Origin of the sequence: Pantanalinema sp., assembly GCA_036704125.1 — a bacterium.
Classification (GTDB): Bacteria; Cyanobacteriota; Sericytochromatia; order S15B-MN24; family UBA4093; genus JAGIBK01.
Map to the genome: position 1 here is coordinate 70,325 of DATNQI010000017.1, position 22,704 is coordinate 93,028.

Consider the following 22,704-nt stretch of genomic DNA (forward strand, 5'->3'; position numbering starts at 1 on the left):
CACGAGGGAAAGGAAGCCTGGTCCCACGTGGGCTACAAGGGCGGCTCGGAACCGGGTGTCCTCTCGATAGGGCACTGACGGGCGCCTTCCAGGATGAGGGGCCATAGGCCTGCTCACCGACTTCATGGGATAATGGACCCGGTCTCGGATCGGCAAAGGAGAGGGAGTGGCTTGCAACGATGAATCGCCATGCAGCAAGAACGCTGAGTTGATGCCGGCTGGGAATCAGGGCCGCCAGTTCGAGTTGTTCGTGAAGAGCGTCGTCGATTACGCCATTTTCATGCTGGACCTCGAGGGCCGGGTGATCACCTGGAACAAGGGGGCCGAGCAACTCTTCGGCTACCGCGAGGACGAGGCCCTTGGAAAGGGGCTTTCCACCTTTTACGTCCCGGCGGATGTGGCTGCCGGCAAGCCCGACCATCTTTTGAAGGCCGCGGAGGCGCAAGGGCACATCGAGGACGAGGCATGGTGCCTTCGCAAGGACGGCAGCCGTTTCTGGGCCGATGCGGTCGTCACGGCGACGCGCGATGCGCAGGGTCGCCTCATCGGGTTCGGGAAGGTCACCCGGGACCTGACGACGCGCAGGCTGGCCGAAGAGAAGCTTCGAAGAGCCTACGAGCGTCTCATCGAGCTCGACGCCCTCAAGGATCACTTCCTCTCGACGGTCTCCCACGAGATGAAGACCCCCCTCTCCCTGATCCTTGGCTACACCGAGCTGCTCCAGGACAAGTACCCCCACGAGGAGTTCCTCGACGGCATCCACGACGGCAGCATGCGCCTGCTGGATCACCTGAACAAGATGCTCGATTACAGCGCCCTGCTGAGCGGGAGTCTGCCGCTGTACAAGACGGAGGTCAACCTCTGCGAGATCACGGGCAACGTGCGGGACATCATGGAAGAGGACCGGGAGTTCCGGCTCAAGAAGCTGCACCTCGACATCGAGGTTGCTCCCGATGTCCCGGCGATCCAGGCGGACTCCCGTCGACTCGCTCAGATGCTGATCGAGCTGCTCGACAACGCAAAGAAGTTCACCCCTGATGGCGGGGAGCTGGGGATCCGGGTCTTTCCCTCGGGAGAGCAAGTGAGACTCGACGTGTGGAACACGGGGAGCTTTATCCCGGAGCGGGAGCTCTCTCGGATCTGGGAGGCTTTCACCCAGCTCGAAACCGACCAGGCTTTCAGGCAAGGAGGGCTGGGGCTCGGCCTCACGATCGTCAAGGAACTCGCGGAGCTCCACGGCGGAAGGGTCGAGGTCAAGAGCCGGCCTGAAGAGGGCACGTGCTTTTCGATCTACCTGCCGGTCCAAACGCTGCAAGATCCTGCGCTTGAACCGCGATAGAGTAACTGGAAAGCGAGGGGCAGCATGCCGGTTGGTCACTGGAACATCGTCTTCGGCTGGGTCTGGATGAACCTGGGGTTCCTCTCGGGGCTCCTGATGGGGCTCAAGGTGGAGCAATTCGGCCTCAACTTCCAGGCGACGGGCCCGACCTGGATGGACGGCTACGACTCCATCCCGCGGCGGCTCCTCCGGCTGGGGCACATCGCCTTTCTCATGCTGCCCTTGCTCAACATCGTCTATGGCCAGTTCATCGACGGGGCGAACTTGCCTGCGATCTACAAGGTGACGGGATCCTACGCCATGATCTTCGGGGCGATCGGCGTCCCGATCCTGTGCATGGCGGCGGCCTTCTACCGCCCGGTGAAGATCCTGCTGGGGATCCCCGCCTCGGCAGTCCTCTTGGCGAACCTGATCATCGCCTGGGGCTACGCGCAACGGTAGGAGACGATGGACCCGCTCGAAACATATCTCGTGAACCTGCTCGCCAGGAGCGCCAAGGTCGCGCCGGAGGCGATCGGGCCGGATGCGGACCTGTTCATGGACCTTGGGATCGACTCGCTCGAGGGGCTCAAGGTCCTGGCGCAGATCGAGGAGCGCTACGGCGTCCTCATCCCCGACCATGAGCTGATGGAGATGAACACCCTCGGCAAGATCCGCTCGGCGATCGAGCGGGCCATGGCCTCCCGGGAGGCCTAGTTGCGCGTCGCACTGATCTCGATGAGCGGGGTTCGCGTCCGATCCGAGGAGCTGGCGGAGCTCGGGGTCAGCCTTCCGGGCTTCGTCCAGCGCGGCAAGGTGATCGCCTCGTTGCCGAGCCTTGCCGCCCTCACCCTGGCGGCCGTGACCCCGCCGGACGTGGAGGTCCATTACCTGGACGTCGACGACGTCAAGGCTCACGGCCTCCGCACCGGCTACGACCTCGTCGGCCTCTCCACCTTCACGGCGATGGCCTACGAGACGTATGCTCTGGCCGATCGCTACCGCGCGGCGGGGATCCCCGTCGTGATCGGGGGACTCCACGCCACCCTCATGCCCGAGGAAGCCAAGGAGCACGCGGACGCCGTCTGCATCGGCGAGGGCGAAGCCCTGTGGCCCAAGATCCTGGAGGATGCCAGGCATGGTGCCCTCAAGCCCTTCTACCGGGAAGAGCGACCCAGCACCTACGACATCTCCCGGACGCCCGTGCCGCGCTACGAGCTCCTGGACGTCAGCCGCTACAACCGCTTGACCGTTCAGACCAGCCGCGGTTGCCCCCTGGATTGCGAGTTCTGTGCCGCCTCCAGGATCTACGGCCGCTACCGCATCAAGCCGGTCGAGCAGGTGATGCGCGAGATCGACGCCATCGAGGCGGTCTGGCGTAATCCCTTCATCGAGCTCGCCGATGACAACACCTTCGTGAACAAGGACTGGGCCAAGCACCTGCTCCGGGAAATGGGCGAGCGGGATATCCGCTGGTTCACCGAGACGGACGTCTCGGTCGCCGACGACCCCGAGCTCCTGGACCTGCTTGCAAAGAGCGGCTGCCAGCAGATCCTCATCGGCTTCGAGAGCATCTTCTCGACCAGCCTCGATCGGCTGGATCGCTCGAACTGGAAGCGCAAGCGGATGGATGACTACAAGCGCGCCATCGATGCCATCCAGTCGAAGGGCATCACGGTCAACGGTTGCTTCATCCTCGGCCTGGACGGGGACACGCCGGACTGCTTCGAGCGCATCCGGGACTTCGTCCTGGACTCCAACCTGCTCGAGAGCCAGGTGACGGTCCTGACGCCCTTCCCGAACACGCGCCTCTACCACAGGCTGAAGGCCGAAGGACGGCTCTTGCAGGACGCCTACTGGGATCGCTGCACCCTCTTCGACGTGAACTTCGTGCCCAAGAACATGACGGGGCGCCAGCTCGAGGAAGGCCTCGTGTTCCTCTTCAAGGAGCTCTACAACGAGCGGGTCTGCACCCGGCGCAAGCGCCACTTCATGGAGATCCACAAGCGACTCCTCGCCGCCGGATGAGCCGCAAGGACTACCCGGGCGCGAGGCTGCTCAGCCAGGGCGCCCCGCAACTCGGTAGGCTCCCCGAACGCATGGCGGCTGCCTACGCGGATCGGACGGCCCTTGTGATGCGGCGCGGCCCGGAGCTCTCCCGCTGGACCTTCGACGATCTGGCGGCCAGGGTAAACGGGATGGTCGCCAGGCTGGAAGCAGAAGGGGTTCGGGCCGGCGACCGGGTCGCCCTCATGGGGGACAACAGCCCCGAGTGGATCCTGGCGTTCCTGGCGATCGTGACCCTGGGGGCGATCGCCGTGCCGCTGGACACCCAGCTCACCCCCGAGGAGCTCGCCCGGATCTTCGCGCACGCCGAGCCCACCTGCGCCTTCGTCGGCGCGCGCCTGCTCTCGACCTTCCCGCCCGGCCGAACGCTGATCCCGCTCGCTCCTGAGGAGTTCCTGACCCAGGCGGCCGCCTTCGCCTCACCCGCCTTGCCGGATGACGTGGCGGCCCTGCTGTATACCTCGGGCACATCGGGCAATCCCAAGGGCGTCGCGCTGACGCACCGCAACCTCTGGGCGGACGCGCTCGGCTGCGCCGAGGTGCTCTACGTGAAGCCTGAGGATGTCTCCCTCTGCCTCCTGCCGCTGCACCATGCCTACTCCCTGACGTGCGCCCTGGTCGCGCTGGCCTCGGGGATCTCGCTCGCCTTCACCCCCAGCCTCAAGCCCGACTCCATCCTCAAGACCCTTCACGACGCGAAGGTGACGGCCATCCCCGCGGTGCCGCTGGTGCTCGATCACCTGGCGCGGGGGATCGAGGATCGAATCGCCGAGCTGCCGAAAACCCGGCAATGGATCGCCCGCGGGCTGATCGGCCTGGGCAGACGCCTGCGGCCTCTGCTGGGGGCCCACGTCGCCCGCTGGGTCTGCGCCCCGATCGTGCGGCCGTTCGGGCGCCTGCGTGGGCTGATCGTCGGAGGTGCGCCCTTGAACCCCGCCTCCGCCGGCTTCTTCCACGCGCTCGGCCTCACCGTTCTTCACGGCTACGGTCTCACCGAGACCTCCCCCGTCGTCGCCCTCACGCCGAGCCCCTGGCGCCCCGGTGACGGGGTGGGCGCGCCGCTGCGAGGAGTGGAGGTCTGCATCCACGATCCCGCCGACGACGGGATCGGCGAGATCTGGGTCCGGGGGCCGAACGTCATGGCCGGCTACTTCCGCAACCCCGAGGCGACCGCGCACGCCTTGAAGGACGGCTGGCTCAGGACCGGCGACCTCGGCCGGCGCGATGCCCGGGGCTACCTTCACATCCTGGGGCGCTCCAAGGACATCGTCGTCCTGCCGAACGGCAAGAACGTCTACCCGGACGAGCTGGAGCAGCACTACGGCCGAGGCGAGGCGATCGCCGAAATCTGCGTCGTCCCCGCCCAGGGCCCGGACGGAGCCGAGTACCCCCTCGGGGTGATCGTGCCGGACCCGGCGGCGCTCGATCGGCTGCTGGGGCCGGGCCGCTCGGCCGAGGCGGTCCGGGATCTGCTGAGCGAGGAAATCAAGCGCCTTTCGACGGGCCTGGCCGACTACAAGCGCCTCAAGCGCTTCGAGGTGCAAGACGCCCCCTTGCCCCGCAACAACGCCCGCAAGGTGTTGCGGCACGCGGTCCGCTCCGCCCTGGAGGCCGCGCGCGCGCATCAAGCGCCGCGCTGACGCTTCACGCGCGGATCTTCGGACCGACGCGCCCCGGCCTGGAAGGCACCCCCCGTTCCAACGGGGGGGATTGATCGAAGATGGCCGAAAACCTTTGCCAAGCAGATGCTTGTTCGTTTGGGCTTTGGAGACGAAGATAGCGAGCGAGCCTCAGAGGCGAAGGAGGCATGATGCGTCGCTCTCTTCTCTCGTTTTCAATCGGCGTCGGCCTGTTGGCGCTCGGGTGCCAGCAGGCGCAGACGGCTCCCCCCACGCCCGCCCCGACTCCCGCCGCCCAGCCGGCCAAGAGCGCGGTCCGGATGGAGGTCCTGGGATCCGCCTCGTACGAGCGGCTGGACGTGCGGGTCCACGAGCTGGGCCCGGGGGGGCGGGGCCTCATTGCGTCGGGATCCTACGCGCCGGCCCAGGTTCCCGCGGCTTTCGCGCTCGACTCGCTCATGCCGGGACGGATCTACCAGGTGACGGCGATCGCCCGTGACGGCGACGTCACGATCGCCTCCTCCTCGGCGAGCGTCGACGTGGGAACCCGGACCCTCGTGGCCACCCAGTCCCTCGCCCTTTTCGTCCCCTATCGGGTGGACACCGTGGCGGGGGGCGGCAGCAGCGGGGGGTACACCGACGGCGCGAGCAGCAGCGCGCGCTTCAACGCGCCTTCTGGCCTCGCGAGCGACGCGAGCGGTAGCCTCTACATCGCGGACCTGGGCAACCGCTTGATCCGCAAGATGGACGCCTCGGGCAGCGTCACCACCCTCGCCGGGATCCCGCGCTCCCAGAGCTCCCCGGTCAACCCCGGCGAGGCGATCCCCGCCCAGGCCTTCCTCGAGCCCTGCAGCGTCGCCATCGGAACCGACGGCCGGATCCTGGTGGCGGATCAAGGGCGCAACCAGATCCGGGCGATCACCCGGATCGGGGTGGTCGGGGACTTCGCCGGCCAGCTCGGCTTCACCTCGTTCGCGTCCGGTAGCGCCCAGACCGCCATCTTCAACAAGCCGGCGGCCGTGACGGTCTTGCCGAACGGCACGGTCGTCGTGGCCGACACCGAGAATCACCTGATCCGGGGGGTGAGCCTGACCGGCCAGGTCGTCGAGCTCGCGGGCATGTACGTGCCCTACTCGACGGGCGGGTACATCGACGCCGAAGGCGCCCAGGCGGCTTTCAAGCAGCCGGCGGGCCTGGTGGCGGACCGGGCAGGCAACCTCTACGTCGCCGATACGGGCAACCACTGCATCCGCAAGCTCACCCCCCAGGGCCGTGTCACCACCTTCGCGGGGAGGGCCGGATCGGCCGGCCACGCGGACGGTGACGCCCATGCGGCGCAGTTCAACTCGCCCACGGGTCTCGCCTGGGACGCGCACGGCCAGCTGTTCGTGGCGGACAGCGGCAACCACTGCGTGCGCATGATCTCCTCGGACGGTCGCGTCGTGACCGCCGCGGGCCGCCCCGGCGTCGCGGGCTTCTCCGACGGGCGCACCGTCAGCCGCATGCGGGACCCCTACGGGATCGCGGTCGCCGCGAACGGGGACGTGTTCGTGTCCGATCGCGGCAACCACGCCCTGCGCCGGCTGCGCTGAGTCACGGGCGCAGGGGTACTGGGGGCTCTGCCTGCCTAGATTCGCTCGATGACCGTGGCGATGCCCTGGCCGCCCCCGATGCACATGGTGACCAGGGCGGTGCCGAGCCCGCGGCGCTCCAGCTCGTCCAGGGCGGTCCCCAGGAGCATGGCGCCGGTCGCGCCGAGCGGGTGTCCGAGCGCGATCGCCCCGCCGTTGACGTTGACCCGCGCGGGATCGAGCTCGAGCGCGCGCATCACCTGGAGGACGACCGCGGCGAAGGCCTCGTTGATCTCCCACAGGTCCACGTCCTCGGCCCTCATGCCGGCGGCCTTGAGGGCCTTGCGGGTGGCGGGCTCGGGCCCGGTCAGCATGATGACGGGCTCGGACCCCTGGGTGGCCATGGCGCGGATGCGGGCGCGCGGCTTGAGGCCGTGGCGCCGCACGTAGTCCTCGGAGGCCAGCAGCACGGCGGCGGCGCCGTCTGCCAGGCCGCTCGAGTTGCCCGCGGTGTGGACGTGCCGGATGGCCTCCGCCTGGGGATAGCGCGCGAGCGCAAGCTGGTCGAGGGTCTCGCCCGCAGGACCGACCGCCGTGGCGCCCATTCCCTCGAAGGAAGCCTTGAGTCCGGCGAGGGCCGAACGGGTGGTCTCGGCCCGTGGCAGCTCGTCGGCCTCGAGGGCGATGGCCCCGCTCAGCGGGTCGCGCACGCCGACCAGGCTGCGCGAAAAGCGAGCGTCCCGGATGGCCTCGGCCGCGCGCTCCTGGGAGGTGAGGGCGAAGCGGTCCACGTCCTCGCGGGAAAAGCCCTCGAGGGTCGCGATCAGATCGGCGCTGATGCCCTGCGGGACCTGGACGAGCTTCTTTCGCAGCGTCGGGTTGTTGCCGTCGAGCGCGCCCTGGTCCGAGCCGAGCGGCACCAGGGACATGCTCTCGACGCCGCCCGCGACCACCAGCTCCTGCGCGCCGGCCATGATCCCCATGGCGGCGAAGTTGACGGCCTGCAGGCCCGACGAGCAGAAGCGATTGAGGGTCACCCCCGTCACCTCGTGGGGCCAGCCGGCCGTCAGGACGGCGTTGCGCGCGAGGTTTGCGCCCTGCACCCCCACCTGGGACACGCAGCCCACGATCACGTCCTCGACGTCCGCGGCCTCGATTGGCTGCCGCTCGACGAGCGGCTTGATGACTTGGGCGAGCAGCTCCTGCGGGTGGATGCGGCTGAGCGCTCCCTTCTCGGCTTTTCCGCGACCGCGCGGGGTGCGCAGGGCGTCCAGGATGTAGGCGGTAGACATGCTTGGCTCCTTGTACCGGGCGTTGCGACGACGATCCCCACCACCCTAGCCCAGCCGGTCGCCGGCGGCAAGCCTCGCGCCCTGGTGCGTGGGACGATAGAATGGAGCGGTGACCGTTCCCCTGTCAAAGGAGATAGCCCAGTCTTGAAGCACCGCACCTTCCTGGCGATCGCACTGCTCGCCGCCCTCAGCTCTCCCGCCCTGGCCCAGCCCTTCGCGGGCGGGGACCCCGCCGTCCGGGCCCAGGACGACCTCTTCCGCCACGTCAACGGCTCCTGGCTCGATTCCACCGCGATCCCCGGCGACAAGGCCTCGTACGGCACCTTCATGATCCTGCGCGAGAAGGCGGAGAAGGACGTCCGCACCCTGATCGAGGCCGCCGCGGCGCGCCCCGGCAAGGACCTCAATAGCCGTCTGGTCGGGGACTTCTACGCCGCCCTGATGGACGAGAAGCAAGCTGAGCAGCGCGGGGCCGCCCCCCTGAAGGATCCCCTCGCGCGGATCGCAGGGATCAAGGACCTGAACGGCGTGGCCGACGCGATCGCCCACCTGATGGCCATCGGCGTCGCGGGCCCCGTGGTGGCCGGCGTCGACGCGGACCCCAAGGCCCCGCTGACGAACGTCGTGTTCTGGGCCCAGTCCGGGCTCGGCATGCCCGACCGGGACTACTACCTCAAAGCGGGCGCCGAGGCCGAGGCCACTCGCGCGGCCTACCTGGCCTACCTGAGCGAGCTCAACCGTCTGGCGAAGGTCCCCGCGCCCGAGGCGGCCGCCAAGCGCACCCTCGCCTTCGAGACGGCGCTCGCCGAGCTGCACTGGAAGACCGCCGATCGGCGCGACGCCATCAAGACCTACAACCCCGCCCCGCGCGCGACCTGGGCCAAGACCTACCCGGCCTTCCCGTGGGAGCGCTTCGCCGACGCCGCCGGCATGCCGCGCGCCTCGGGCGCCATCGTGATGGAGCCCAGCTACTTCCAGGGTTTCGCCAAGCTCGCCTCCAGGACCTCCATGGCCGACTGGAAGGCCTACCTGACCAGCCGGCTGCTCGACAACTATGCCGAGGTCCTGGGCAAGCCCTTCCAGCAGGCCCACTACCGCTTCAAGGGTGAGCGCCTCCAGGGGCTCACGTCCATGCCCGAGCGCTGGCGCATGGCCGTCGGCCTGACCAACGACGCGCTGGGCGAGGCCATCGGGGCGCGCTACGTGGAGAAGCACTTCCCCGTCGAGGCCAAGGCCCGCATGCAGGCGCTGGTTTCGAACCTGCTCGCGATCTACCGCGAGAGCCTGGAAAAGCTCGACTGGATGACCCCCGAGACCCGCATGGCCGCTCTCGACAAGCTCGGCAAGTTCTCGGTCAAGATCGGCTACCCCGACCAGTGGCGCGGTTACGACGGCCTGGTCGTGCGCCGCGACGACGCCGTCGGCAACCTCGTGCGCGCGAGCCGCTTCGCCTTCTCGCGCGACATGAAGGAGGCGGGCAAGCCCGTCGACCGTGCGCGCTGGCACATGACGCCCCAGACGGTGAACGCCTACTACAACCCCTCGGGCAACGAGATCGTCTTCCCCGCCGCCATCCTCCAGCCCCCCTTCTTCGACCCCGCTGCCGACGACGCCTTCAACTACGGGGCCATCGGCGCGGTGATCGGCCACGAGATCAGCCACGGCTTCGACGACCAGGGCCGCCGCTACGACGGCGACGGCCGCCTGCGCGACTGGTGGACCGCCGGCGACCAGAAGGCCTTCGAGGAGCGGGCCGCGCGCCTCATCGCCCAGTACGACGCCTACGAGCCCCTGCCCGGTGAGCGGGTCAACGGCAAGCTGACCCTCGGCGAGAACATCGCCGACCTGACCGGGGTGGCCATGGCTCTCAAGGCCTACCATCGCTCCCTGGGCGATCGCCCGGCCGTCCAGCTCGACGGCCTCACCCCTGACCAGCGCTTCTTCTACGGCTACGCCCGCGTCTGGCGCACCAAGTACCGCGACGAGGCGCTCAAGACGCGACTGCTCTCGGACCCCCACTCGCCCGGACAGTACCGGACCAACGGGGTGGTGACCAACCTGGACGCCTTCCACGAGGCCTTCGGTCTCAAGACGGGCGACAAGCTCTTCAAGCGCCCCGAGGATCGCATCCGCATCTGGTAGCGCACCGCCGTCCATGGGTGAAGCCCCGGGGATTTCCCCGGGGCTTCACCCATGGACGCTCCTGGCCGCTTGGCCGACGGGGCGAATAGACCAAAGTACGCTCGAGTGGATTCAAAGGTCCGTTATTATTGCGTTTCTCAGCCCGAGCAAGTCGTGAGAGAGTCGTGTCTGGAACCCAAACCCCTCGGAAAAGGAAATCCCCATGTTTGCTCAGGACACCAGTGGCTTCATCGGCAGAGAGATGCTCGAGAAACTCGCCTTCCACCACGGGGCGACTCTCACCCACCTGGTCACCGCGGCCTGGATGGCTCGCCTGCTCGCCGAGGAGTTCGGCCTTGCGACCGTCGAGTGCGAGCGGATCTGGCACGCAGCGCTGCTTCACGACATCGGCAAGAGCGAGGTCCGGCGCGCGGTGCTCAGCAAGCCCGGCGCCCTGAGTGACGATGAGTTCCGGCAGATCAAGACCCACTGCCTGGCAGGCGGCGAGATGCTGCGCGAGATCGGGGCCCCCCTGAGCCTCGTGCAGGCCGCCGAGGAGCACCACGAGCGCTGGGACGGCCGCGGCTATCCGCGGGGCCTGGTCGGCTGCGAGATCTCGCTGGTCGGTCGCATCGTCGCGGTCGCCGACGGCTTCAGCGCCATGAGCGAGCATCGCTCCTACCGGCCGCGTCTGCCGCTCTCGCGGATCATGGAGATCTTCAACGCGGGGGCGGGCACCCAGTGGGACCCCGCCATCGTGGCCCTGCTCGCCTCGCCCCGCGTTCAGCGCGCCATCGTGGACGAGCTGGGATCCGACGACGAGGCGGAAGACCTTCAGGGCGCCGCCGGGCGCTGAGATCGTCCGGTTTCGTCGAAAGGCTTCGCAGGGGCCGGATGGACAACGCGCTTGCGTGTTCAGTAAGATGGGGCCGTCCTGCCTGCCTCGGCCCGAGGCGTCTCGAGAGGAATACCGCGCGATGATGACCACCGACTACGCCCACCTGGCCGCGAAGATCCGGGTGATCCCGGACTTCCCGAAGCCCGGCGTCAGCTTCAAGGACATCACCCCGCTGATGCAGGACGCCGAGGCCCTGCGCGAGGTGATCGACGTGGTGGCCGAGCGCTTCCGGGGCGCGGGCATCGACCAGGTGATCGGCATCGAGTCCCGCGGCTTCATCTTCGGCGCGGCCCTCGCCTACGCTCTGGGAGCGGGCTTCGTGCCGGTCCGCAAGGCGGGCAAGCTGCCCGCGCCGACTCACGCGTGCGAGTACGCCCTGGAGTACGGCACCGACGTCCTCGAAATCCACTGCGACGCGGTGAAGCCCGGCGAGCGCGTCCTGGTCGTGGACGACGTGCTCGCCACCGGCGGGACGGCCCTGGCGGCACTCGAGCTCGTCCGCAAGCTCGAAGGAGAGGTCGCGGGCTTCACCTTCCTGATCGAGCTGTCCTTCCTAGGCGGCCGTGACAAGCTTCAGGGGCTCGAGACCTTCTCGGTGCTTCGCTACTGACCGTCGCGCGCACGACCGGATCCGCCGGATCCTTTCCGGCGCCCTGCGCCTGGTCGGCGAGCGCGATGCGCACCCCCTCGAGATCCCCGGGCGCCGGGTACCGCGAATCGTAGAGGACCAAGGCGTTGGTCAGCCCCCAGCGAGGAGCGGCCAGGATCGTGCCGCGGTAGGCCATGCCGACCGACGGTCCTCCGTCCAGGTTGAGCGCGTCGTGCGCGCCGAGCGCGCGCATGGCCTCGGCGGACTGGCCCAGGGTCATGGGCGAGGGGAAGCACGCCACGATGAGCTCGGTCCCGCCCCTGGCAAGCCCGAGCGCCACGCGAGGGTGGCGACCGAACAGGTTCGGGTCCTTGAAGCCCTCGCGCCTGGGCTGCAGCCAGACCTTGCCGTCGCGCAGCAGCCTGGGCCCCGAGGTGATCGAGAAGCGCGCGCGCCGGTGATCGGGCCTTCCGTCGAGGCGCAGGGTCGCGATCCGGGCCCTGCCCTCGGGGCCGATGGTCAGGGCGGTGCCGCGATCGTCCCAGTCCCGGTGCTGGAGCACGCGCCCTTGGCTGACGAGGGTACCCATGGTCTCGGCGGTGCGGATGCTGAAGAAGGTGCCGTTGACCAGGGCTGCGGCGTGCGCGGCCTCGGTCATCCCCGAAAAGGCCTCGCGCCGCCGAAGGGGCGCGCCGGTCCCGTAGGCGAAGCGCACCGCGACCCGGGTCATGGGGTCGGCCAGATCCGCGCGCAGGCGCAGGACCGGCCAGGAGTGGCGACCGACCTTCACCCGGTGACGCTCGAAGGCGACCGGGGCCGCCGCTGCCCTTTCGCTCGCGATGACGCTCGCCCACGTCACGGCGCCGAGCGCGATCGCAACCCATCTTGGCCATCGAAGCGTCATTCCCGCCCTCCTGCCGCCGCGCCCGATCCATGGTCGCGATCGCGCTAGCCTCGCGCCTCGGCGAAACGCCCGAGATCCCTTGGTCCAATCCCGGTAGACCCATGGATGGCCGGCGCCCCGCCGCGCCGGGTGCGGCAACCACGAAAAACGCGCTGCGCGCTCGCGTGGGTTTTGAACGTGAGGCGGGGTATCTTGAGAGGGGGGGGCCTCCCCCCTCTCAACGATCGCTTCAAACAGGAGGAGCCCGTGATCCGTCGTGTGATGCTGGTGATGCTCTCGGCTCTGGTCCTTTTCCCGCCCGGCGCGGCCATGGCCCAGCGCGCGCCTCAAGCGCCCGGCTCCCTCACCTTCGTGGCGGCCTCCGGGGCCCAGGGCCAGGGCCCCAACGCGGTGGACGGCGATCGCACCACGGTCTGGGTGGGCCTCGCGCGCCGCACCGACGCCTGGATCACCTTCCGGCTGCGCGAAGCGCAGGCGCTCGAGGGGGTGCGGGTCGCGATGGCGGCGATGCCCGCCAACACCTCCTACCGGATCGAGACCTCGCAGGACGGCCGGCGCTTCGAGAAGGTGCTCGCCGATCTTCGCAACGAGAGCGACGAGCCGGTGGAGCGCCGCTTCTCGGCGCCGCGGCCGATCACGTTCGTGCGCCTGGCCTTCACCAACGGCTCGCGGCAGGCGGTGATCCCCTTCACCCTCTACGAGGTCTCGCCCTTGAGCGAGCCCGCGGCGGCCCTCCCCTCGGCGTCGCCGGCCGCGCCGCGCATCCTCGGGGCGGTGCTCGGCAGCCACGAGGGCGAGCGCGTGCTGGTGGTGGTGGGCGACGGCTTCGCCGAGCCCTTCGAGGCGGTCCGCGCCGACGGGCGCTCCCTCGAGATCCTGGCCGTCACCCCGACCCAGATCCTCTGCCGCTACCCCTACGCGCGCACGGCGCGCCTCTTTCTGTCGCTCTCGGTCGGGGGCAAGGCCCTTTCGCGCACCGTCTCGCCGGTCAAGCGCGAGATCCGCTGGGAGGATCGCCCCCTCTCGGACCGCTAGCTTTCGGGGGCGGCGGGCACCTCGCGGGGCTCCTTGAAGAAGGTGAAGCGCCCGTCGGCCACGTCCACCTTGATGAAGTCCCCCTCGCCGAACTCCCCCTTGAGGATGAGCTGGCTCAGGGGCGTCTCGATCTGCCGGGCGATGGCGCGGCGCAGGGGGCGCGCCCCGAAGGTCGGGTCGTAACCGACCTCGACGAGCTGGGCCTTGGCGGCGGGGGTCAGCTCGAGGCCGATCGCCTGGCCGTGGAGCTTGCGGCGGGTCGCCTCGAGCAGGAGGTCCGCGATCGCGAGGACCTGCTCCTGGCCCAGGGGCTGGAAGATGACGATCTCGTCGATGCGGTTGAGGAACTCGGGCCGGAAGGTCTCCTTCATGGCCTCGCGCACCGTCTCTTTGACGCGCTCCCAGCCGGGGCCCGTCGCGTCGTCGGGGCTGGCCCCCCGGAAGCCCAGGGTCGCCCCCTTGAACATCTCGGAGGCCCCCACGTTCGAGGTCATGATGACCACGGTGTTCTTGAAGTCCACCGTGTGGCCCCTGGCGTCGGTGAGCCGGCCGTCGTCCAGGATCTGCAGCAGGATGTTGAAGACGTCGGGGTGGGCCTTCTCGATCTCGTCGAAGAGCACCACCGCGTAGGGCCGGCGCCGCACCGCCTCCGAGAGCTGCCCGGCCTCCTCGTAGCCGACGTAGCCGGGAGGGGCGCCGATCAGGCGGCTGACGGTGTGCTTCTCCATGTACTCGGACATGTCGAAGCGGAGCATGGCCTGCTCGTCGTTGAAGAGGTAGTCCGCGAGCGCCCGGGCCGTCTCCGTCTTGCCGACGCCCGTGGGGCCCAGGAAGATGAACGAGCCGATGGGGCGATCGGGGTCCTTGAGGCCGGCGCGCGCGCGGCGCACCGCCTCGGACACCGCCCGGATGGCCTCGTGCTGCCCGATCACCCGCTGCTGGATCACAGCCTCCATCTGCAGCAGGCGCTCCTTCTCCTCGCTGGCGAGCTTGCTCGCGGGGATGCCCGTCCACTCGCTCACGACGATCGCGATCGAGTCGGCGGTGACGATGGGCTCGGTGGTGCCGCGGGCCGTCTCGTACTCGCGCTTGAGCGTGTCGATCTGGCTCTTGATGAGCGCGATCTCGCCCTTGAGGCGCGCGGCGTCGTCGTACCGCTCGCCGGTGACGGCTGCCTGCTTCTCCTGCTCGAGCTGGCCGAGGCGCGACTGCTGGTTCTTGAGGGCGTCGCTGCCCGAGCGGCTCTCGAGGCGCTCCATGGCGGCGGCCTCGTCCAGCAGGTCGATGGCCTTGTCGGGCAGGTACCGGTCGTTGATGTACTTGTCGGCCAGATCGACCGCCGCGACGATGGCCTCGTCGGCGATCTTGACGCGGTGGTGGGCCTCGTAGGAGTCGCGCAGCCCCCGCAGGATCTCGACGGCCTGCTCGGAGGTGGGCTCGGCGACCAGCACCGCCTGGAACCGTCGCTCGAGAGCGGCGTCCTTCTCGATGTGCTTGCGGTACTCGTCGAGGGTGGTGGCGCCCACGCACTGCAGCTCGCCGCGCGAGAGCGCCGGCTTGAGCATGTTGGCGGCGTCCATCGCCCCCTCGGCCCCCCCCGCGCCGACCACGGTGTGCAGCTCGTCGATGAAGAGGATGATCTTCCCCTGCAGGGCGCGGATCTCGTCGACGAGGCCCTTGAGGCGCTCCTCGAACTCGCCGCGGTACTTGGTGCCCGCGATCATCCCCCCCAGGTCCAGGGCGAGCACGCGGCGCTCGCGCAGGAGGTCGGGGACCTCGCCCGAGGCGATCCGCAGGGCGAGCCCCTCGGCGATGGCGGTCTTGCCCACGCCCGGCTCGCCGATGAGAACGGGGTTGTTCTTGGTCTTGCGGCTCAGGATGCGGATCACCCGCTGGATCTCCTTGTCGCGCCCGATGATGGGGTCCAGCTTGCCGTTCTCGGCCATGGCGCTGAGGTCGCGCGCGTAGCGCGTGAGGTTGGGCGGAAGCGCGCTCGCCTCGAGGACGTTGCCGTAGGGCATGGCCGTCAGCTTGCTTCGCAGGTCCTCGGGGTCCAGGTGGGCGCCGGCGAGCAACTGCGACGCGTAGCTCTCGCCTTCGAGCAGGAGGCCGAGCAGCAGGTGCAGGGGGGTGATGAGGCCGTGGCCGAGCTCGGCGCTCTGGAGCTGGGCGATCTCGAGCACGCGCTTGACCCGGGCGGCGAGGCCGACCCGGGTCGCCTGGACGGGCGGGCTGCGCCGCAGCACCTCGGCGAAGCGCGCCTCGAGCCCCTCGGCAGAAAGTCCCGCCTGCTCGAGCAGGGCCTGGGCGCCGCCGGGCTCCTGGCAGAGGGCCAGGAGCAGGAACTCGGTGGTGATCTGCTCGTGGCCCCAGCTCAGCGCGGTCTGGGCGGCGCGCTGGAGGATCTGCTTGGACTCGTCGGAGAAGCGCGAGAGCATGCTGTCGCGTCCCCGGGGCCTGGGGCCGAAGAGGCCCTCGAAGAGCGCCTCGAGCCCGCCGAAGGCGGCGCCTCCGCCCGCGATCGCGCTCTGCATGGCGCTTGCGCAGTGGTGGCAGAGGTCCAGGGCCTGGTCGACGCCGTTGACGTGCTGGCGGATGTGGACGGTCGCGGGCCGCTGGCGGCAGTTCTGGCACTCCATGGCGTCCCCCCTCTCGACTCGAGACATGGATCCATGCGATCATGGGGGGCTTTGGCCTCAAGGCCAATAGAGAAGCAGGCCATGGCCATGGTAGCATGGGGGCTTGACCACCGAACCCTTGAAAGGACCTGCCCCCTCGCATGAAAGTCAAAATCGATCTCGAAAATCTCGCCTGTGATCTGATGGACGTCGACCTGGTCGAGCTCAGCATGCTGCACGACGCGCTGGCGACCTACGTGGAGACCCTCTACCCCGAGGTGGCCGCGGCCCTCCAGGAGGGCACGCCGCTCGACGACGCCCTCGAGGGGGTCGACGAATCCGACGCCTTCAAGGTGCGGACGATCGTCGAGCGGCTCTACGACAAGCTGGACCGCCCCCTCGGCATCCTCGAGGAGGAGACGGAGCGGCAGGCGGTCATGGAGGTGGGCGATCGCGTCCGGATCCTGCTCGACAGCGCGGACGAGGCCACCATGCTGCACGAGGCGGCCCGCGAGCTCGGCGACCAGGTCGGCCGGGCGCTCGAGGCGAGCGACATCCCCTATCCCGACGCCGAGGGCCTGGTGCGCGAGTTCGCCAGCTGGTTCGATCCGGACGACATCCCCGAGTACCCGTACTTCATCGAGATGGAGGTCGCCGACGCCCGGATCATCGCGCAGCTGGCCGAGCGGGTGAACGCGCACCAGCCCACCGACAAGATGGCGCAGCTGCTCAAGGTGATGCAGGCTGCCTCCGAAGCCGACGGCGACGACGGCGAAGACGCCGACGAAGCGGAGTAGGCCCTGCTGCGCCGCCTGATCGATCGGGTGTCGGGGGAGGCCCCGGGCGACGTGACGCTCGAGGCGGCCTTCGCCGACCTTGCGCTGCCTGTAGGGGTGGGCGATCGCCCCTACACCTTCGTCAACATGATAACGACCCTCGACGGCAAGGCGGTGGTGGGCGGCGCGGGCACGACCTGGACCGTGGGCAGCGACACCGATCATGCGCTCTTCAAGTGGCTGCGCCGCTCGTGCGACGCGGTCCTCTCGGGGGCCTCGAGCCTCACGGCCGACGAGATGCCCTACCCACGCGTCAGCGAGACCGAGCGCGAGCGGCGCGTGGCCGCGGGCCTGCGGCCGGTGCCGCTGTGGGTCGTTGTGAGCGGGCGCGCCAACGTGCCGCCCACCCTGCGCCTCTTGAAAGAAGGCGGCGAGGACGTCCTGGTGGTGGTGAGCGCTTCGGCGCCGCGGGACCGGGTCGCCGCCCTTGAAGCGGTCGTGCCGGTGCTCCGGCTCGGCGCGTCGTCGGTACCTGTGGGGGCGCTCGTGCGGAAGTTGCGTGAGGAATACGGGGTGCGCCGCCTCTACTGCATCGGCGGGCCCACCCTCAACGCCGCCATGCTCGCCGACGGCGTCCTCGACGAGCTGTTCATGACGCTCGCCCCCAAGATCCAGGGAGGGCGGGGGATGACGACCATGATCGAGGGCGACGCCCGTCCCCCCGAGGCCCTCAAGACGGCCAAGCTACTTTCGGCCTACCAGGAGGAAGACGAGCTCTTCATGCGCTACGCACTGAGCGAGGCGGCAAAGCGGCTTCGTTCGACCCCTTGATGTGCGATGCCCCCGCAAGTGCGGATCGATAAGACGGCCAGCAGGGCTTCAAACTGCTGGCCGTCTTTCTTTGCTACAGGTGCTGCGAGGGATGGCTCAACGGCCATGTCCCCTATAGGTTTGAGGATTCGCCCACCAGCCAGGATTGGACATGTTGCGGTAGGTGTTCGGCGAGTTCCAGAAAGACCGGTCCCCCATCCCCAGGTGAACCTTTTGCGGTTGCTGTTGCTGTTGGGCGGCGCGGGCCTTCAAGACGTTCAGGAGCAACTCATCCTGCGTCATCTTGGGCGCCTGAGGCTTCTTCTCGGGGACCTGCTTGGCCTGGTTCTGCTGGGCCTTCGGCTTGGCCGAGGCGATCGCGGCGCTCTGCTTCTGTGTGATGCCAAACATGGTGTCCCCCTATCAACGTCGAACCGAAACCCACTACCAGGTTATCCGGTTCAGCCGGCAAACACATTCTTAACAACCGGAAAGCGTTAGGTAAAGATATCGTTGCGGGCTCACCTCTGGGCCGGAATACTCAGGTGGCCTCAGCCTAGTTGCTTGCGCTTTTCACGCGCAATCAACCACTCGGCCACTGCCAGGTTGATACCCCAGCCTGCTGCCATAAAGAGGGTTCTTGCCGACTCACCATGGATACTCGGGAACATGAACCAAGGGATGTGGGTAAAGACCTGAGTACCGGCGCCAAGGCCCAGGGCGTAGCTGCGGATCATCCAGGCACGGTGGTGAGAGATATTGCGCTTCCGAATTGCAGCGTGGCCGAGAACGATGAACCATGCCATGGCCGCACCTACCAGAAGCCGGATGACATTCAGGCTCAGACTGTCAAATTTGGCGACTCCCTCAGGTTTTGCAATCGGATAGATCAGAGTCATCCAGATCCCTGATAGCGCCACGACTAATCCGGAAAAGACGAGTACCTTTCCGACCACGCGGTGCCACTTGGGCTTGCGGCTGAGGATGCCGGGAGAGAATTGAAATGCTCCCAGGACGGAATAGATCAGGGAGCAGATGATGTGCCGCACGACTGGAATCGGGGCCGCATGAGGGTGTGAATCCGGCGGGTCCCTTGTCGCAGCCTCGGCTTCGCTGGCACGATCGGGGTCTGGTCCTCAATACCGGAAGGTCGCGCCGACAAAGCCGTAGCTGCCCGAGGGCCGGTTCAGGCGATTGAGCATGTCGCCGGCGCTGAAGTGCTCATAAGTGCAGTGCAGGCTCAGATGCTCGAGCGCCGACCATGCCCCGACGACGCGGAGCAGGCCGCCGATCTCGTGGCCCGGGAGGCTTTGGGTGCCCGGATAGGCGCGCATCAGGCCGCCATAGGCTGCATCGTCCTCGTTGAGCCGCCGTGCGAAGCCGTATTCGATCATGAGATTGGTCGTCGGCGTCGGCGAGACGGATATTCCCGGCGCTATCAGCAGCAGGTTGCTAGCGCTTAGAAACAGACCTTCGCTAAGATAGTTGGAGCTGGCGTAGAGCTGATTGAACCCCTTCAGGGTCCCGGTTCCGTAAGCACCGCCGCCTGAGGCGACGTCGATATGGGCCCCGAGTCGAGGCTTCCAACCCTGCTCGGACAGCGCCAGGCTCTGGACGGCGAACAGTCCCCAGGCGTCGATGTCGCGGTCAATGTGTTGGCCGGTCTGGCGCGCAAGCGTCCAGTCGAAGTTCAGATCGCCCCCCCGACCCCACAGGCGCACGCCGTAGGTGTCGCGCCTTTCGAGTCCTGTGCGGTCGCCAGAGCGGAAGGAGGGGTTCTGGCTGTGGAACCAAAACGGGTCCAGGTAGATGTTGGGCTCCATGCCGGGCGAGACGATCAGGCTGGCGTTGAGCCCCTGTAGGCGCTCTGCATGGTCGATCGCTTCGTCGAAGGCCCCTCGCCCCAGGCGTGTGCCCCGCATGTCAAACGCGCCGAGACGATATCTCGACCCGTGGACAGAGAGGCGCACGCCATTCCAAGTTCGGTGTATGTTGGGACCGTCGGCGACGCTCACCAGCTGCCGTGGGCCGTCGGCGAACTCCTGACGTCCGGCCATGGCGCCCACCAGGATTGAACCGACGTACCTGCGGGCGTCGATGAATAGCTGCTGCAGTGAGGTGTCGTTCTGGAAGTTGGCGGTGGCGGCGCTGCGGCGGCCTGCAACCTGGCCGATACCAATCTCGCTATAGACGCGAAGGTTGGGGTTGATCCGAAGATCCGCGCCGAGAATGTCGCGGAATAGGCCCTGCTGATAGTCATTGTCGCTGCTCAGTTGCCCGTTGTCATAGGTGACGTAGCGCAGGCGGGTTTCGGCGCTCAGGGTTAGGGAGGCCTCGCCACCGAGCGGCATGGCCTTGGACGAAGGCGCGGTGCCAGCCGCGCGCATGCTCGTCCAGTCCTCTGCCCAGCGACTGACAAACCGGCTCTTCCATTCCGCAGGCCCCCATCCGGTGGCGTTTTGGGGATAGGGATCGGCGAAGGGCGGGGCGGCAGCGCCTGGTATCGTGGCTTCCGTATGCTTGGCGCTCGCCGTCTCGTCTGACGTGACCGGCGTCGAGGCCTGGGCAACGTCGGTCCAAGCTAACATGCAGATGACACTTGCGCCACTCACGTAAGCCCTCGCCAAGGTTTGCCACCAAGGCTTCTGGTTTGCCATCGATAGCTTCAAGTTTGCGTGGGGATCGCGGTGCCCGGCTCGCGTCATGACGCGTCTGCGCTGGGCGACTGGCGGGTTGCGTGCGCACGGCTTCCAACCGCGATGGCGAGCGCGACGGTAATCAGGGTCGCCGCGACTGCGAACGTGAAGCGCATACCGGTGGCGACGGCGTCAAGACCGGCGGCGGTGATGTCGTTTGCCCCTGATGAGAGCGCGAACGCTGCACCCATGACAGATGCGCCGGTGATAAGCCCGAGATTGCGCGACAGGTTGAGCATGCCGGAGATGACGCCCCGCTGGTTTTGGCGGATATCGGTCATGACGGCGGTGTTGTTGGCTGTCTGGAATAGCGCATAGCCGGCGGTGATGACGACGATGGGGGCCAAGTAGCCGGCGATGCCGAACGTCGCCGGCAGAATCGAGAGAATGAAGGAAGCGCCCACTATCCCGATGAGCCCGGCGATGGTCATGCGCGGTGCACCGAAACGGTCCACGATACGACCGGCCGGCACACCGCTCAGCGCGGCGACGAGCGGCCCGACCGACAAGGCGAGTCCGACGGCAGTCGTGTCGAGTCCGAGTGCGCGCGAGAGGTAGAACGGCCCAACCACCAGCGTCGCCATTATCACCGTCGACACGAGCGCGCTCATCGTGAGGCCCGCGCTCAGCCTTGGATCGTGAAACATCGCCAATCGTAGCAAGGGAGAAGCTGCTCTCGCCTCGGCGTGCACGAAGAGGCTGACTCCGAATGCAGCCGCCAACAGCAGAGCGATGTTGAGCGGACCGAAATGGCCACGCCCCATCGTCATGGCGAGCGCATAAGCCGAAAGCGTCAGGGCAAGCAGCAGCATCCCCACGAGGTCAAAGCCGACCCGATCCGTCTTCGATTCCTGGCGATCAACGGGCAGGTAGCGATGCGCGAGAACCAGCGTCATGATGCCCAGCGGTACGTTGACGAGGAAGATGGCTGGCCAACCGAATCCGGCGATCAGGACGCCGCCGAGCGAAGGGCCGAGCGCGGTGCCGATGGCGGACATCGTTCCAAGTAGCCCCATGGCGCTACCTGTCTTTTCCTTCGGTACCGTCTCACCGACAAAGGCCATGGTGAGGCTCATCATGACGGCCGCACCCAACCCCTGTACCGCCCGAGCGACTATCAGGAACCGGAGCGTTGGCGCGACGCCGCAGATGAGCGAGGCCGCCGTGAACAGGAAGATGCCGGCCAGTAGCAGCCGTCGGCGGCCGGTGAGGTCACCGAGCCGTCCGACGCTCACGATGACGGTGGTGATGGCGAGGAGATAGGCGATGACGATCCACTGGACCTCCTGGAAGGTGGCGCCGAACGCGTGGGCCAACGTGGGCAACCCCACATTGGCGATGCTGGTGCCGAGCGACGGCAGCAGCATGGACAACGAAAGGCTCGCCACAGCCTTCCATGCCGAAGACGCGTGTTGCGCACCGCCGGTTGCTGCGTCCTCTCTGGCTTTCATGATCGGTTTCAAGACGAACTCCTTCGCTATGCGACACCCGAAACGTAGCTGTCACAAGCGTACTCAGGTGCCGGACATGGCGGAAGGCGCACGACGTTCACTTTATCCATGCGCCTGACGCCATGTCGCATCCCATCCGTGCTAGGATCGGCGCATGTCGACTCCCGATCTCAACTTGCTGATCCCCCTCGATGTGCTCCTCGCGGAAGGCAACGTCGCGCGCGCAGCCCAACGGTTAAGGCTGAGTCCGTCTGCGATGAGCCGGGCGCTGGCGCGACTGCGCAAGACGACGGGCGACCCGCTATTGGTCAGGGCCGGACGTGGTCTCGTTCCTACACCACGGGCGCTCGAACTCCGCGAGCGGGTCAGTCACCTCGTGCGGGACGCAGAAGCACTACTTCGCCCTGCGGAGAAGCTCAACCTCGAGCAGCTCGTCCGAACGTTCACGCTGAGGACCAGCGACGGTTTCGTGGAAAACTACGGCTCGGCCCTGATTGCGCGCGTCAACGAGGAGGCACCCGGCGTGCGGCTGCGCTTCGTGCAGAAATTGAACAAAGACAGCGCGTTGCTTCGCGATGGAACCGTCGATCTGGAAATTGGCGTCGTAGGGGAGACGACGGGTCCGGAAGTGCGTGCGCGCGCACTGTATCGTGACCGTTTCATTGGCGTCGTGCGAATGGGGCACTCGATGAGCCAGGACGATATCACGCCCGCCCTTTATGCATCCGGCCGGCACATTAGCGTTTCGCGGAGGGGGCTCGACACGGGACCGATTGATGAAGCCTTGAAGCCGTTCGGACTGGAACGGGAAATCGTCACGATCGTCGGTGGTTTTTCAACCGCGCTGGCTCTGGCTCGGGCCTCCGACCTGATCGCCACTGTTCCCGAACGACACACCGGAAACCTACGCACTGGAATGCATAGTTTTCCCCTTCCGGT

Annotated in this window: 20 protein-coding genes; 13 read left to right on the forward strand and 7 right to left on the reverse strand. The window is 67.7% G+C overall.

The genetic code is table 11. The features are described from left to right. The first annotated feature begins 211 nt into the window (after positions 1–211). From V6D00_02285 to V6D00_02310, 6 genes are all read left to right on the forward strand, one after another. Positions 212–1,339 (forward strand): PAS domain-containing sensor histidine kinase, encoded by a 1,128-nt coding sequence (locus V6D00_02285; GenBank protein ID HEY9897986.1) that lies wholly within the window; start codon positions 212–214, stop codon positions 1,337–1,339. 24 nt (positions 1,340–1,363) lie between these two features. Continuing rightward, positions 1,364–1,780 carry a hypothetical protein gene (locus V6D00_02290; GenBank protein ID HEY9897987.1) on the forward strand — a complete coding sequence of 139 codons (417 nt, stop codon included), beginning with the start codon at positions 1,364–1,366 and terminating at the stop codon, positions 1,778–1,780. 6 nt (positions 1,781–1,786) lie between these two features. Further along, positions 1,787–2,035: an acyl carrier protein gene (locus V6D00_02295; GenBank protein HEY9897988.1), complete on the forward strand. Its 249-nt coding sequence runs from the start codon at positions 1,787–1,789 to the stop codon at positions 2,033–2,035. After that, entirely contained in the window at positions 2,036–3,346 is a 1,311-nt protein-coding gene (locus tag V6D00_02300; GenBank protein ID HEY9897989.1) for a radical SAM protein, read from the forward strand. It abuts the gene before it with no gap. Further along, positions 3,343–5,025, forward strand: coding sequence for an AMP-binding protein (locus V6D00_02305; protein HEY9897990.1), 1,683 nt, complete (start codon positions 3,343–3,345; stop codon positions 5,023–5,025). The genes V6D00_02300 and V6D00_02305 overlap by 4 nt, the downstream gene beginning before the upstream one ends. 170 nt (positions 5,026–5,195) lie before the next feature. Beyond that, complete coding sequence (locus tag V6D00_02310) at positions 5,196–6,596, forward strand: hypothetical protein (GenBank protein HEY9897991.1); 1,401 nt, start codon at positions 5,196–5,198, stop codon at positions 6,594–6,596. A gap of 35 nt (positions 6,597–6,631) precedes the next feature. Here the strand turns inward: V6D00_02310 and V6D00_02315 are convergent, their stop codons facing one another. Next, the gene (locus V6D00_02315) at positions 6,632–7,867 is read right to left on the reverse strand and encodes an acetyl-CoA C-acetyltransferase (protein HEY9897992.1); all 1,236 of its coding nucleotides are present in this window, start codon (positions 7,865–7,867) and stop codon (positions 6,632–6,634) included. A 144-nt stretch (positions 7,868–8,011) separates the two neighbouring features. Here V6D00_02315 and V6D00_02320 point away from each other — a divergent pair, with 144 nt between their 5' ends. The 3 genes from V6D00_02320 to V6D00_02330 all read left to right on the forward strand — a co-directional run bounded on the left by V6D00_02320 (position 8,012) and on the right by V6D00_02330 (position 11,496). Continuing rightward, positions 8,012–10,009 (forward strand): M13 family metallopeptidase, encoded by a 1,998-nt coding sequence (locus V6D00_02320; GenBank protein ID HEY9897993.1) that lies wholly within the window; start codon positions 8,012–8,014, stop codon positions 10,007–10,009. Between the two features lie 202 nt (positions 10,010–10,211). After that, entirely contained in the window at positions 10,212–10,844 is a 633-nt protein-coding gene (locus V6D00_02325; protein ID HEY9897994.1) for an HD domain-containing phosphohydrolase, read from the forward strand. A gap of 124 nt (positions 10,845–10,968) precedes the next feature. Then, positions 10,969–11,496, forward strand: a complete 528-nt coding sequence (locus tag V6D00_02330) for an adenine phosphoribosyltransferase (GenBank protein ID HEY9897995.1) — start codon at positions 10,969–10,971, stop codon at positions 11,494–11,496. Here V6D00_02330 and V6D00_02335 read toward each other — a convergent pair. After that, a complete protein-coding gene (locus tag V6D00_02335) occupies positions 11,414–12,379 on the reverse strand; it encodes a phosphodiester glycosidase family protein (GenBank protein ID HEY9897996.1) in 966 nt (321 codons plus the stop codon). The two genes, V6D00_02330 and V6D00_02335, sit on opposite strands and share 83 nt — an antisense overlap. Before the next feature lie 246 nt (positions 12,380–12,625). Between V6D00_02335 and V6D00_02340 the strand changes: the two genes are divergently transcribed. Beyond that, a complete protein-coding gene (locus tag V6D00_02340; GenBank protein HEY9897997.1) occupies positions 12,626–13,414 on the forward strand; it encodes a discoidin domain-containing protein in 789 nt (262 codons plus the stop codon). Here the strand turns inward: V6D00_02340 and V6D00_02345 are convergent. After that, positions 13,411–16,080: an AAA family ATPase gene (locus V6D00_02345; GenBank protein HEY9897998.1), complete on the reverse strand. Its 2,670-nt coding sequence runs from the start codon at positions 16,078–16,080 to the stop codon at positions 13,411–13,413. The genes V6D00_02340 and V6D00_02345 overlap by 4 nt on opposite strands. 113 nt (positions 16,081–16,193) lie before the next feature. On the opposite strand from V6D00_02345, the gene V6D00_02350 reads away from it, so the two are divergent. Then, positions 16,194–16,829, forward strand: a complete 636-nt coding sequence (locus V6D00_02350) for a hypothetical protein (GenBank protein ID HEY9897999.1) — start codon at positions 16,194–16,196, stop codon at positions 16,827–16,829. Between the two features lie 51 nt (positions 16,830–16,880). Next, positions 16,881–17,639, forward strand: coding sequence for a dihydrofolate reductase family protein (locus V6D00_02355; protein ID HEY9898000.1), 759 nt, complete (start codon positions 16,881–16,883; stop codon positions 17,637–17,639). A 96-nt stretch (positions 17,640–17,735) separates the two neighbouring features. Here V6D00_02355 and V6D00_02360 read toward each other — a convergent pair whose 3' ends face one another. The 4 genes from V6D00_02360 to V6D00_02375 form a co-directional block, all read right to left on the reverse strand. Then, positions 17,736–18,029, reverse strand: a complete 294-nt coding sequence (locus V6D00_02360) for a hypothetical protein (protein ID HEY9898001.1) — start codon at positions 18,027–18,029, stop codon at positions 17,736–17,738. A gap of 140 nt (positions 18,030–18,169) precedes the next feature. Continuing rightward, complete coding sequence (locus V6D00_02365) at positions 18,170–18,667, reverse strand: DUF2306 domain-containing protein (protein ID HEY9898002.1); 498 nt, start codon at positions 18,665–18,667, stop codon at positions 18,170–18,172. Positions 18,668–18,754: 87 nt separating this feature from the next. After that, on the reverse strand, positions 18,755–20,275 hold the full coding sequence (locus V6D00_02370; protein HEY9898003.1) for an alginate export family protein: 1,521 nt from the start codon (positions 20,273–20,275) through the stop codon (positions 18,755–18,757). 44 nt (positions 20,276–20,319) lie between these two features. Then, positions 20,320–21,777: an MFS transporter gene (locus V6D00_02375; GenBank protein HEY9898004.1), complete on the reverse strand. Its 1,458-nt coding sequence runs from the start codon at positions 21,775–21,777 to the stop codon at positions 20,320–20,322. A gap of 142 nt (positions 21,778–21,919) precedes the next feature. Here V6D00_02375 and V6D00_02380 point away from each other — a divergent pair. Next, the coding region (locus V6D00_02380) for a LysR family transcriptional regulator (protein HEY9898005.1) at positions 21,920–22,704 on the forward strand (785 nt) is incomplete at its 3' end.

Bases quoted from the DNA above. Each gene is read 5' to 3' on its own strand.
- V6D00_02370 (HEY9898003.1), bottom strand. From the start codon at position 20,275: ATGGCAAACCAGAAGCCTTGGTGGCAAACCTTGGCGAGGGCTTACGTG.
- V6D00_02330 (HEY9897995.1), top strand. From the start codon at position 10,969: ATGACCACCGACTACGCCCACCTGGCCGCGAAGATCCGGGTGATCCCG.
- V6D00_02305 (HEY9897990.1), top strand. From the start codon at position 3,343: ATGAGCCGCAAGGACTACCCGGGCGCGAGGCTGCTCAGCCAGGGCGCC.
- V6D00_02350 (HEY9897999.1), top strand. From the start codon at position 16,194: ATGAAAGTCAAAATCGATCTCGAAAATCTCGCCTGTGATCTGATGGAC.
- V6D00_02345 (HEY9897998.1), bottom strand. From the start codon at position 16,080: ATGTCTCGAGTCGAGAGGGGGGACGCCATGGAGTGCCAGAACTGCCGC.
- V6D00_02310 (HEY9897991.1), top strand. From the start codon at position 5,196: ATGCGTCGCTCTCTTCTCTCGTTTTCAATCGGCGTCGGCCTGTTGGCG.
- V6D00_02335 (HEY9897996.1), bottom strand. From the start codon at position 12,379: ATGACGCTTCGATGGCCAAGATGGGTTGCGATCGCGCTCGGCGCCGTG.
- V6D00_02295 (HEY9897988.1), top strand. From the start codon at position 1,787: ATGGACCCGCTCGAAACATATCTCGTGAACCTGCTCGCCAGGAGCGCC.
- V6D00_02360 (HEY9898001.1), bottom strand. From the start codon at position 18,029: ATGTTTGGCATCACACAGAAGCAGAGCGCCGCGATCGCCTCGGCCAAG.
- V6D00_02325 (HEY9897994.1), top strand. From the start codon at position 10,212: ATGTTTGCTCAGGACACCAGTGGCTTCATCGGCAGAGAGATGCTCGAG.
- V6D00_02290 (HEY9897987.1), top strand. From the start codon at position 1,364: ATGCCGGTTGGTCACTGGAACATCGTCTTCGGCTGGGTCTGGATGAAC.
- V6D00_02285 (HEY9897986.1), top strand. From the start codon at position 212: ATGCCGGCTGGGAATCAGGGCCGCCAGTTCGAGTTGTTCGTGAAGAGC.
- V6D00_02315 (HEY9897992.1), bottom strand. From the start codon at position 7,867: ATGTCTACCGCCTACATCCTGGACGCCCTGCGCACCCCGCGCGGTCGC.